The organism is Enterobacter roggenkampii, assembly GCF_001729805.1.
GTDB classification, from domain to species: Bacteria; Pseudomonadota; Gammaproteobacteria; order Enterobacterales; family Enterobacteriaceae; genus Enterobacter; species Enterobacter roggenkampii.
The window spans coordinates 3,327,891-3,340,193 of sequence record NZ_CP017184.1 but is presented as its reverse complement, the minus strand read 5'-3'; the positions used below and the strand labels follow the sequence as shown (position 1 = coordinate 3,340,193).

9 protein-coding genes and 1 pseudogene are annotated in these 12,303 nt (G+C 50.9%); all 10 read left to right on the top strand.

The features are described from left to right. The first annotated feature begins 32 nt into the window (after positions 1-32). The 10 genes and pseudogenes from tssA (at position 33) to BFV67_RS15660 (ending at position 12,073) form a co-directional block, all read left to right on the top strand. A complete protein-coding gene (gene tssA / locus BFV67_RS15705) occupies positions 33-1,640 on the top strand; it encodes a type VI secretion system protein TssA (RefSeq protein WP_069598638.1) in 1,608 nt (535 codons plus the stop codon). Positions 1,641-1,673: 33 nt separating this feature from the next. Then, positions 1,674-3,443, top strand: a complete 1,770-nt coding sequence (gene tssF / locus BFV67_RS15700; RefSeq protein WP_069598637.1) for a type VI secretion system baseplate subunit TssF — start codon at positions 1,674-1,676, stop codon at positions 3,441-3,443. Positions 3,444-3,668: 225 nt separating this feature from the next. After that, positions 3,669-5,657 carry a hypothetical protein gene (locus tag BFV67_RS15695; RefSeq protein ID WP_235610601.1) on the top strand — a complete coding sequence of 663 codons (1,989 nt, stop codon included), beginning with the start codon at positions 3,669-3,671 and terminating at the stop codon, positions 5,655-5,657. A 240-nt stretch (positions 5,658-5,897) separates the two neighbouring features. Then, entirely contained in the window at positions 5,898-6,515 is a 618-nt protein-coding gene (locus tag BFV67_RS15690; RefSeq protein WP_069598636.1) for a hypothetical protein, read from the top strand. 55 nt (positions 6,516-6,570) lie between these two features. After that, positions 6,571-6,759: pseudogene (locus BFV67_RS15685) on the top strand (type VI secretion system baseplate subunit TssF); the annotation flags it as partial. After that, a complete protein-coding gene (gene tssG, locus BFV67_RS15680) occupies positions 6,723-7,805 on the top strand; it encodes a type VI secretion system baseplate subunit TssG (protein WP_069598634.1) in 1,083 nt (360 codons plus the stop codon). The pseudogene BFV67_RS15685 and the gene tssG, both read left to right, overlap by 37 nt. 35 nt (positions 7,806-7,840) lie before the next feature. Continuing rightward, complete coding sequence (tssJ, locus tag BFV67_RS15675) at positions 7,841-8,365, top strand: type VI secretion system lipoprotein TssJ (RefSeq protein ID WP_069598633.1); 525 nt, start codon at positions 7,841-7,843, stop codon at positions 8,363-8,365. A 4-nt stretch (positions 8,366-8,369) separates the two neighbouring features. Further along, positions 8,370-10,841, top strand: coding sequence for a type VI secretion system Vgr family protein (locus BFV67_RS15670; protein ID WP_084833297.1), 2,472 nt, complete (start codon positions 8,370-8,372; stop codon positions 10,839-10,841). Continuing rightward, positions 10,841-11,710: a DUF6402 family protein gene (locus BFV67_RS15665; RefSeq protein WP_045351743.1), complete on the top strand. Its 870-nt coding sequence runs from the start codon at positions 10,841-10,843 to the stop codon at positions 11,708-11,710. The genes BFV67_RS15670 and BFV67_RS15665 overlap by 1 nt, the downstream gene beginning before the upstream one ends. Further along, positions 11,711-12,073 carry a DUF6201 family protein gene (locus BFV67_RS15660; RefSeq protein WP_008502625.1) on the top strand — a complete coding sequence of 121 codons (363 nt, stop codon included), beginning with the start codon at positions 11,711-11,713 and terminating at the stop codon, positions 12,071-12,073. Positions 12,074-12,303 lie beyond the last annotated feature (230 nt).

Genomic DNA, 12,303 nt, shown 5'->3' with positions numbered 1-12,303 from the left:
ATTTATGAAAGAGATTAAAAACGGGAAAAAGAATGAGTTCATCGGAAGATTTGTTAACCACCTGTGCCACAAGCAAGGAAGAAAGGCAGCGTCTCATCTCCCGGGCACATGATGCCCTGCCACTCTGGGATAACTGGCTAAAACCAATCAATCCAGAAAATGCAACCGGAGACGATCCCGCATACGACGATAATTTTCAGCTGATGCGTGAAGAGATTAATAAGCTTTCAGGTACAGATTCGGCTCTGTTGTGTGACCTGGCCCCGAAGTGTCTTTGTGAATGTGCCAAAGATATTCGTGTGGTGACCTGGTACGTGCTGGCCCGACTCAGCCGCGACGGTGAAAAAGGGCTGTCCGAAGGTTTACTGCTTCTTGCCGCGATGCTGATCCGCTACGGACAGGCATGTCATCCACGACGCCCGGTGGCCCGTAAAGCTGCTCTGGAATGGCTCAACAGTGCAAAAATTATTGATGCCCTGCAGTTATGGCCTGAGGTGGACAGCAATGATGCTGGTTTGACGGTTGGTGCCATAAACCTGATTCAATCCGCCGTGTCCGTCTGGTCGGAAGCTGAAAAACCGTCTTTTGCAGGGTTTTGTACCGCACTTGAAAACCGCCTTGCACGTTCAGGTGGTATGGAAGCTCTGGTCCCCCAGAACAGCAGTGCTCAGGAGCACGGGCGTGAAGCTGCCCACTCGGATTCACCGAAGCTGTCAGCCGTGAAATCAGGCCGCGATTTACTCGACCAGGCAAAGCTACTTTCCTGCTGGTTGAGTGAGCAACCGCTGGGGTGGCTTGCCTCCCACCGGCTGATAAAAACCGTGCGGTGGGATACGGTCGATCAGCTTCCTCCGCTGGACAGTAGCGGACGTACCCGCTTGATCCCCCCAAAACCTGAGTATCGCGCGCAGCTCAAACGACTATATCTTCAGAAAAACTGGACTGAGCTGGTTGAGCAGGCCAGCCAGATGTATTGCGAAGGGGTCAACCATTTCTGGCTCGATCTTCAGTGGTACCTCTGGCAGGGGCTCAGCCATGCCGGTCATCCCTGGGATGCCTGGACAGACTCCGTCCTGTTCGATCTGCGGCTGCTGCTTATACGCCTCCCGGGTCTTGAAGGGCTGGCATGGAATGATGGTACCCCTTTTGCCGACGAAGTTACCACCGCCTGGATTGCTGAAAAAGTGAATGAAGAAGGCCGGATCTACGGTGATGAACCCGCTAACGTCGTTAATGGTCAAGCTGATGATGTGCTGCTCCTTGAGTCCGAAGCCATGGAAAAGGGAGACACGGAAGGGCCCGAAGCGGCGCTTGCCTGGCTTCAGTCCCGACCGGGGATGGACACACCACGCCATCGCTGGCTGATACGTCTGCTGATGGCCCGTGTGGCAGAGCAGTATGGCCGAAACGAAATGGCGCTTCATCTGCTTGGCGAACTGACCACCAGTGCACCACAGCTGACGCTTGAAGACTGGGAGCCCACTCTGTTGTTTGAAGTTCAGGCCCGTCGCCTGAAGCTGCTACGTATGAAAGCCGGTCGCAGCGAATCTGATAAATCCCGTCTGATGCCTGAGATGGAGTCCTTACTTGCCGGACTTATTGCCATTGACCCAGCCCGTGCCATGGTGCTCTGTGTCTAATGTTTTCTTTAATAATTTTCAGGAATGCCGTGCATGGATGATTTAACCCTGCGCTATTACGAAGCAGAGATGCGTTACCTGCGAGAAGCCGGTAAAGAGTTTGCCCGTGCCCATCCGGATCGGGCAGCAATGCTTAATCTGGATAAACCCGGCGCCCGCGATCCCTACGTGGAACGCCTGTTTGAAGGTTTTGCCTTCCTGATGGGCCGTTTGCGTGAAAAGCTGGATGATGATCTGCCGGAGCTCACCGAAGGGCTGGTGAGTCTGCTGTGGCCGCACTATATGCGGACTATCCCGTCGCTGGCCATCGTTGAGTTCTCCCCTGACTGGCGTAGTCTGCGTCAGGCTGAAATGCTCGCGGAAGGCTTCTCCATTCTTTCACGTCCTGTCGGGCCGCATAAAACCGCCTGTCAGTATCGGACGACCCGCGATGTTCCCCTGCAACCACTGCACCTTGCGGACGCCCGCCTGCATACGGAAACCGATGGCCGCTCCGCTATTCGTCTGCGCTTCGAATGCCCTGAAAAAGTGGACTGGAGTAAAGCCGAAATCGACAAAGTCGCCATTTTTCTTAATGCGGAGAGTCCAATTAGCTCAGCGCTGCATCTGGCAATGACCCGTCGTGTACATGCCATGTATGCCCGTCATGCCGGGACGTACACCGAACGTCATCAGTTTGACGGCTGGTGTAAACCCATGGGCTTTGATGACAATGATGGCCTGTGGAAGAAAGCCAATACCGCCTTCAGCGGTTACCAGTTGCTGCTGGAGTATTTCAGCTTCCGTCCTAAATTTATGTTTGTTGAGCTACGCGGCCTCGACTCCATCGGGCTCACTGAGTCCAGCACCTGGTTTGAAATCGACATTGTGCTCAGTGAAGCCTGGTCATCCGATCTGCCTTTTGAGACAGAAAACTTCCGGCTGCACTGTGCGCCGGTCATCAATCTCTTTACCCTTGAAGCCGACCCGCTGACGCTTAACCCGCTGGAAAACGAATATTTGCTCAGGCCGCTGCGTCTTCAGGATGGTCACACAGAGATTTATAGCGTCGATAACATCCACGGCGCGGTGAAGAATGGCAAACACCCCTATGTGCCCTTTACCAGTTTCCGGCACCGGGGCGGTATGATGCGCCACGATGCCCCTGAACGTTATTACCACACCCGCGTGAAACGTGGCCCCTCAGGCCTGTATGACACCTGGTTAATTCTCGGGGGCCGCTCGTTCGAACTGGAGCAGCTGTCCGATAAACCGGAGTCCCTCTCGATGCGAATAACCGGCACCAACGGCCAGCTTCCGCGCAAAGCACTGGAAAGTACGTTGCTGGACAGGGTGGTCAAAACCGGCAAAGTGCCCGTCAGGGTCCTGAATGTCACAGCACCAACGATGCCGCTGTACCCCCCGGCAAACGATCGCTTCCACTGGCGGGTGATGAGCCATCTCGGCTCAAACTTCCTCAGTATGATGGACAATCCGGAGGTCCTGCGGGGAACGCTGGCGCTCTATGACTGGACTGACGATGAGATGAACCGCCGTCGTCTTGAAGCGATAGTTGCCGTGAAGCACACCCTGATCCGCCGTTTTGAGAAGGGCTTTATGCTCCGGGGTGTGGATATTGAGGTCACGCTGAATATGGACAATTTTGCAGGCGAGGGGGATGTGAATCTCTTTGGGGAGATGCTGCACCGGTTCTTCGCGCTCTATGCCGATGTTCACCTCTTTAACCAGCTCACGCTGGTACTGCAACCGACAGGAAAACGACTGAGATGGCGCGAGAATCACAGCCAGCACGTACCGGGCTGACGTTAGCCCTAAATTATAAAATGGAGTCAGCTTATGCCTAAGAGTTTGAATACACATATTGATGCAGACATAGCTTGTGAAGAGGACGAGAACCCAGGTCCAGCTAAAGATTAACCTGATTCGTTAACAGCGGAAGATTTATTGTCGGTTTTCGACCTGGCTGAGATCATGAATGTCAATCAGGTCGTCTGTAAATCGTTTAGTGACTGACAGGGAGTGTGAATCGTGTCTGTGTTACCCAAAATTGTCTGGCCAATTCCCTCTAACAACCGGGGGAAGGAATTTAGTAACCAGGAAGATATTCTCTCCCATTTAGCGGGGGAGTCTACCGGACAATATGCGATAGGCCGCAGTGGAATGTGGCATGGCGGGATCCATATCACCGAAGCCACGACCCCGTGGTGCGCACTCAGTGGTAAATCTCCTCTTGAAGCGATGGATTTCCCGGTTCCCTTTAAAGGTGAGCAGGCGATTCGATGCATGGCTGACGGGGAAGTGGTTGCTTATCGTATCTGCAAGGATTATCAGACGATTGCATGGGAATCCGGACCGCTGAGTTTCTCCGGTTCATTCGTCCTGGTAAAACACTACATTCAGCCGGGTGAAACGGAATCCAGCGGGCTTCATTTCTATACCCTGTATATGCACCTGGCTCCGTATTCTGCTTATGAGTCGGAATCGGAAAATCAGTGGATTACTCAGGATACACTTAAAGCGTTTTCTGAAATGGACTGGCTCACGGCAAAACTGACTTCTGAACAACTTCAGCCTCAGATTGCAGGGTATATGCCTGTGGGGGCAGGCGTTGAATGGGACTCCTCTGATACCAGTCTTAACGCGGCGGGGTATAACCAGCGCCGGTATGGTCTTGTGACGTTGAAAAGTTTACCTGATGCCGATGGTAATACAGATGATAAGCAAAAGGTCAGTACCTCATTGATCCTCGGTAAACGTTACTGGGTGGTAGTGGATAATAATAATATTAAACCCGCTCCCGGCGCTGGTCCGTCATGGTGGCGCAAGCTTATGCCTCCAGCCAAAGAGGCCATGAAATTTGACCAGGTTGTGTGTCCGTCTCCGTTCTCCATCACTGCCGGTGATCCTGTTGGTCATATGGGATATTATCAGGCACCTAAGGACGGGGGATATGAGGCCCGATACCAGGTACATATTGAATGCACGAGCATGGATTACAATCTGGAAAAGTTTCTGACCAATCCCGAACAGGCGGGAGAAAAGAATCCGCTCTGGCTGAAATACACTCCTGGCCTGGCGCTGTACAAAAAGGATGTTGCAACCGGTACATTCACAAAGGATACCAGAGTGGCGACCAGAACAGGGATCCTGCCACTGAAACAGGTGCAGACAGAAGTCGATAAATCGACCAGACAGGAATACTGGCAGTTGCGACCAGAGAATGCCTACGTACCCAAAGGCCAGGCAGAACCGCAGCTTCTGTCACAGTATGATCTGGCAAAGCTTGGTTTCAGAACTGAAACCGCAGAACCGACCAGCTTTGATTACCTTGATGGAAAGAATCAGCCTGTTGGATTCTTCCGCAGCCTTATCAACTCACTTTACGAGGCCGCGACCGGTGATACGCAAACCAGTCACGCCCTGGTAAAGCATAATTATCAGCGCCTTCTTGATAAAATAGACAGTGGAAGCGATCGTTATTCTCCAATGGAATACTGGAGAGGTCTACATAATCCTGACTATCGTGAGGTCATTCAGAAAACTATCGTAAAACATCCCAGCGACTGGTACTTCAAAAAAGGCGATGCTATCTGGCAACCGTTCCTGAATGCGCTGAAGAAAGAAGCGCCGGAATGGAAGAAGTACAGCGAAGATTTTCTCGATAAGATGGTATGGATGCAGGATGTCACGACTGAGAAACTGGGACCCGAACTTTGGCATATGCACCCAATAATGTTTTTGGGGGCGATTATTAACATAAAAAAACAACATGCGGGACTTTTTACTGTACAAGACGGGAAAGATGCTTTACGTAAGATATATGATAAATATGGTAAAGACATGTCTGTAATAGTTGAAAGAATGTTTCGCATTGAGACGACACATTTTACTTCTGGTCAATACCAGCATTGTAGTGCTCCAGGAATGGAAGTACATGGCACTCCGCCAGCATATGGATGGAGTTCTGATTTTTTTTGCGCAGCACCCAGAATATCAGCCAACGGGGATTTGGAGTAAAAAAGAAGGAAAAGGATTAAGTGGACAGGGAGGTAATACCCAAGTCACGGATAAACCAAAGCAATTTGTAGTATTCGATTCCGTTGAAAGCTCTATGGAATATATTGTGTATTACATCAATAAGCACGACGGAAACTATGCTCGGTGGTATTCAACCCAAGACTCAGCACAAAAGTTATATAGAAAAGAATGTGGGGCGATTATACCTAAATTTACTAACGAATTTTCCGAGGCTAAACAATGATCAAGTTTAAAATATTTCCTCTATTGTTACTAACATACTCTATCTCAGCATTTTCAGGTGTTACTGATGATGATTTTGATAATTGCTCGAAATATCTAGATAAAATAGTTGCTTCCAGCGATGCAAATCTGATAAATGAATTGAAAGTGGACAGAGATCTGATTACAGCAGACATCGACCGTGTCAGTAATGATAATATATATGCTAAAGTTCAATTCAATAACAAGCAATCCGTCGACACTCCGGGCGAAGGTTTTCTTTTATGGATGAAGTATGATTATCTCAAATTCAGTTTGGAAGACATTACTATTGACCCAGATAAACCAGAAAAATTAAAATTTGATGAAAGATATGCTTCAGTATATTTTAACTGCTTAAACAAAAAAACAGTCTACAAAGTTATTGGTACTGCTCGATTGCAGTTCTATAAAGATGATAAGTTATTTATTCCAAGTCAAGGTTTATTCATTTTGCCAGGGGAGTATGTAGAGGTCGAAGACAACTCAGGGAGTGCTTCGCATATTAAATATCAAGCAAAGAACGGGACAATTTACTCCTCTTGGATAGACTCCAGTCGCATACAGGAAATAACGCTTGGTACAAGAGAAAAATAAATGGTTATTCACCATTGTCAATAAAACCACATCAAGCCCCAACTTTAAAATGATTATTAATCTTACGACTAACATGGATAATTTTACAGGCGAGGGCGATGTGAATCTCTTCGGCGAGATGCTGCACCGATTCTTCGCGCTCTATGCCGATGTTCACCTCTTTAACCAGCTCACGCTGGTACTGCAACCGACAGGAAAACGACTGAGATGGCGCGAGAATCACAGCCAGCACGTACCGGGCTGACGTTAGCCCTTAACAAAGATATCTGGCGGGCCAATTTTTATCGTTTCTGCCAACTGCTGGAGCAGGAAAATCCGGACGCGCCGAAACTGGGCACCACCAGCCATCCGGGCGACGATCCGGTACGGTTCAGGCCCTGGCCTGGTATGGGATTCCCGGTCAGTACCCTGAAAGCGGTGGAGATCGACGAAGACAACCCGACATTACCCCCAACGGTCCGCACGACATTTCTCGGGGTGTATGGCGTGGACTCCCCTCTGCCAACGTCCTATCTGGACGACATTGCGCAGCGCCGCGAAGGGCACGAGGCGGTCACCTCGTTTCTGGATATTTTCAGCCACCGCATCACCACCCAGTATTACCGGATCTGGCGAAAATACGCCTATCCGGCCACCTTCGAGGCAGGTGGCCGCGATGCCACATCTCAGTGTCTGCTGGGGCTGGTGGGACTCGGTATACCGGGAACGGCTGAGCAGGTGGCGACGCCGGTTTCCCGCTTTCTGGCCCTGCTGGGCACCATGCGATTACCCACCCGCAATGCAGAAGGCATCCGGGCCCTGGTGAGCCTGCTGGCACCGAATACCCGGGCAATTATCACCGAACCGGATCCGGTGAAGGTCCATATCGATAACCGTAGCGGGCTGGGTGCAGGGAACCGCATCCGTCTTTCTCAGCGGGCCACGCTGGGTAAAACGGGCAGGGAAGCCTGTAGCAGAGTGCTGGTGACACTGGTCACGGAAGATCCCGGCGAAGCCGAAGGCTGGTTACCCGGTGGCATCCTCCATACCGATTTACTGGTCCTGCTGCGCGTCTATCTCGGCTACCGAAGTGATGCCCGACTGCGCCTCACGGTACCCGTGCGGCTGTTGCCTGAACCGCGCCTTGGTAAAGGCAGGCGTATCCAGCTGGGCCGGACCGGTTTACTGGGTCTCAAAGAAGGCAAGCTCAGCAATGACCGGGAAACTCTGACCGTCAGTCTGGGCCGCTATGAAGGGTTGCAATGTTCTGCTTTCTCCCCCGCTGAAGACGGACATTATCGCTTCGACTAATCACGTATTCCCACTTTCAATTAAGGAATTTTTGAATGGCAACAGTAACCCGCTGTTGGGCGTTGACGCTTATTGCCTGTAGCCTGCTCGCTGGCTGCGGTCTGACTCAGACCGTTACGGACGGTACGGTCAGCATCACGAAATCCATCTTCTACAAGAAAATTAAAACACTGCATCTGGATTTTACCCCGCGCAAGGCCATCAACGCCGATGGCGCACAGACGCCGCTGGCGACCATGGTGCGGGTTTATCAGCTCCGGGATCGTAAGGCGGTTGATGCCGCTGATTACCAGACGCTGCTGCGCAAGGCCGATACGGTACTTAAGGACGACGTGCTGGCATCAAAAGAGCTGCTGGTGATGCCCGAAGGCAGCGTGACGCTCAATATGCCCATGGATGAGGACACTCAGTTCGTGGCGGTGGTGGGGCTGTTTAACCGACCGGATCAGAAGGAGAACCGCTGGCGTCTGGTGCTGACCCGTGATGACCTCGACCCGGACAAACCCCGCACGATTGAACTGGGTGATGGCTGGCTCAGCCTTGTGCCGGTAAAGGAATGACGTGATGGATAACTGGTTAGCGCTTTTTGACGGACAGACCTGTTACTTTCTGGATATTAATGACAGTCCAGTGAAGCCGGATGTTTTGCGCTTTCGCGGCAGGGAAGCCCTGAGTGAGCCGTTCCGGTGGGATATTGAGTTCACCTGCCTGCAGGCGAACATCCCCCCGGAACAGGTGCTGATGAAATATGCCACCTTCCGGATGCGAAGCGGCAAAAATGTCCACGGCAGGGTGACCCGCCTGGAATGGCTGTCCACATCCAGGGACCAGTCTCACTACCGGCTTACGCTCAGTTCCCGCCTGGCGCTGCTGGGATACACCCGGCAGTGCGCGGTATATCAGAACCAGTCCGTCCCGGAGGTGGTGGAGCAGGTGCTGCGCAGACACGGGCTGGAGGGACCTGATTTTGAATTCAGGCTGGAGCGCACCTACCCGCCGCGTGAAATTATCACCCAGTGGCGGGAAACGGACCTGGAGTTTATCCGGCGCATTCTGTCCGAGGTGGGCATTTACTGGCGTACGGAGATGGACGACGTGCGCGGTCTGGATACGTACATATTTGCCGACAGCCAGCTTAACTACCGGTTTGACGTGCGCCTGCCGTACAGCGAGCCATCGGGCCTGTTTGACGGCGCGGCAGAATCGGTCTGGGATGTGCGGACCTGGCACAGGGTTGCCACCGGCTCTGTCGCCACGCGGGATTACAACTACCGGACTGCCTCCACGCCGATGGATGCGACGGTCAGTGTACGTAACGATGCGGTCACCACCGGGGAACATTACCGCTACGCAGCGCCTTACCGTGACGCAGGTGACGACACCAGCCCGGAGCCGGAAACCGAATCCGGCGCCTTTTATGCCCGCATCCATCACGAGCGGGAACTGAACAAATCAGCCCGCATCCACCTGTTCAGCAATGCTGCCCACCTCACGCCCGGGCAGGTGCTGGAGCCACAGGGCGACGTCATTACGGCCCTGAAAGAGGGTGTTGTCCTCACGCTTGTGACCTTCCGGGGAGCCCGTGATTTCCGCCTGCACGTGTCGGTGTGGGGCATGCCCTACACCGAGCGTTACTGTTTCCGCCCGGCGGACATCCCGCGCCCGGAAATCCACGGCACGCTTCCGGCCCGGGTCGAGAGCCGGGAGAAAAATGATATTTACGCCCACCTTGACGAACAGGGGCGCTACCGGGTGAAGCTCGACTTCGACCGGGAGGGGACGGAACCCGGGTACGGCTACCTGTGGCTGCGGATGGCAAAGCCTTATGCCGGAGACACGCTGGGGTGGCACACACCGCTCACCGACGGGACCGAAGTGGCGATTGCGTACAGCAACGGCGATATTGACCTGCCGTATATCGCATATGCCCTGCACGATTCTGAACATCCGGACCCTGTCTCCCGCGACAACCACACCCGCAACGTGCTGCGCACCCCGGCGAACAACAAGCTGCGGATGGAGGATAAACGTGGCGAGGAGCATATCAAGCTCGCCACGGAGTACGGCAAAACGCAGCTGAACAGCGGGCATCTGGTGGACGCACAGGGACAGCGTCGCGGTGAAGGCACCGAGCTGCGCACGGATGAACATGGCGTTATTCGTGCCGGTAAAGGGCTGTTTGTCAGCGCGGATGCGCAGGTGAAAGCACAGGGTGAGGTCCTTGACAGGGATGCGGCGCTGAAGGAAATCGACCGGCTGAATCAGCAACTGCAGCAGCTGGAAACCGCGGCGGAGCACGCTCAGGCGCTGAAAGCGGATGTCGACAGCCAGATAGCGATGTTTGAGCAGCGGCTGAAGCCGCTTAATGAGGTGCTGCTGATGTCCGCTCCGGAAGGAATGGCCCTGACCAGCGGGGAGCACCTGCAGATGACAGCCGCGAAGAACGTCGCCATTAATGCGGGCGAGGATATCAGTATCGGAACAATGGGTAACATGACGGCGCTGGCCGGGGAAAAGCTGGGGCTGTTTGCGCGGGAGGGGCAACTGAACCTGAAGGCATCGGAAGGGCCGGTGGATGTCCAGGCGCAAAACGCCAGCCTGCGACTCTTTGCGGAGCAGAAGCTGACGCTGAGCTCGGCGAGTGACATCTCCTTCGCCGGAAAGAAACGTATCACGCTGACTGGGGGCGGAAGCTACCTGCGGCTGGAGGCGGGGAAGATTGAGTACGGCACGACAGCGATGTATCTGCGCAGGGTGAAGCGGACTATGGCGGCGGGAAGCAGTACCCTGGGGCAGGGAACTGCTGAAATGCCCGCTCCATTACCAAATTTATCATGTGGTCCAAATACAGCGTGTTTCAGGGTCCTGGATTCCTTAACAGGTTCTGAAGATATGGAATTTGCATATCAATTACAGACATCTACCGGTACAGTGGTAGGAAGAACTGATTCAGCTCTGACGCATGCAATAAATTCAGATACCGAAGAAAACGTAAACCTGGACTATGTTTTCCAGATCAGAGCGGGGACAAGGTAATGGCAGTTTCATCAACGACTACCACAAAAGAACCGGAGCAGCAGGAAAAGAAAGTCAGTGTAGACTTCTTCCATATTGATATGATCCCTGACGCGATGAGAGAAATGGGATGGGAAATGGCTCCTAAGTTAATGGAGCATTGGTTTGAAATTTCACCAGCATTTATTTTTACTACTGAAAGTAAAAGAAAAAAATTAGATGAAGATGCAAGAAACTTACCATCAACTCAAGTTAGTACTGAAATAGTCAAAATGTCATGGGCACTTAAATTTGAGCAGGTTAGCGCTGGGATTGAAGAGCTTACTGGTCGTTGGAAAAGTATGAAAGGTATTGCTCGATTAAGAAAATTGCTTCAAAATAAAGGTGATTTTAATAAAGGTGCGATATCTCTTGGGTATACTGACGATGTTATGGAATTGGATAACACATCCCAAGTAAATCTAATAACCATAGGAAGTAAATTTGATACGGTAAACGATTGGTATGGTGCAATGGGAAATTCGAATCTTAAAGTATGTGTTCGTGGAATGACGCAAGTCAGGGAGGGAAAAGTATTTTTTATTGTAGATAAGTTGGGCTTTTACCTCAAGGATACTTATGATTTCGTTGATGAAGGAAATGCATCAGAACCTTTAGGGGTTTGGAGTAAAAACCGTATACTAAACAAGGAAGAAACTGGCATTTACATGTCCACTTACTTATCTGGTTTTTGGGGGCATCTGGTGAGGAGTTTTTCAGGATTTGTGCCGATTTTTAACAAAGACTTCCGGAAGTGGCAAAAAAAACATGATTCAGGTGGTGATTACATTGTTTTTTCTGATGTATTATGGGTCTCGCCGAGAGAAACTGACAAGGAAATTCCTCTGTAAATGAAAATCAAAAAAATATATCTTGCATTTTTTTTATTGCTAATCATTTGGGCATTTTTGCCTTCTACTTTGTTTATCAATGAAAAAACAAAGGTGTTTGATATAGTCAGTCCTGATAAACAATATAAGGTAAATATATATCATGCTAAAATAATATCTCCGTTATCACTTTATAAATACCTGAAAGATGAAGATTACTATTTTGTTTTATATGATTCTAATGGGGGTGTGATATTTAAGCCTTCACTATTTTACGGTATGTCTGAAATTGCGGCATATGACTCCATTGAATTTTTGTACGGTAAGGATAAAGAACTTCTTTTTCCTGGTGAATTAGGCTATGACGGATTTGTTTTAAAATAAATCCATGTGTTATATTTTTACTTTGATGCTTATTCAAATGATATTTTCTGTAATGTTTATACTCGATTAACTTGAAGTTGCATGGTGAGATGGCTTATCAGTCGAGTTGTTCCGGGCTTGGCGATGAGTCGCTCATGCATTTTGAGGTTTGTTGGGTATATATTGCGGGCCATTAATTAGTGATTTTAATAACATAATCCGTAATTATTTTTCCCCATGTTGCGAATCTT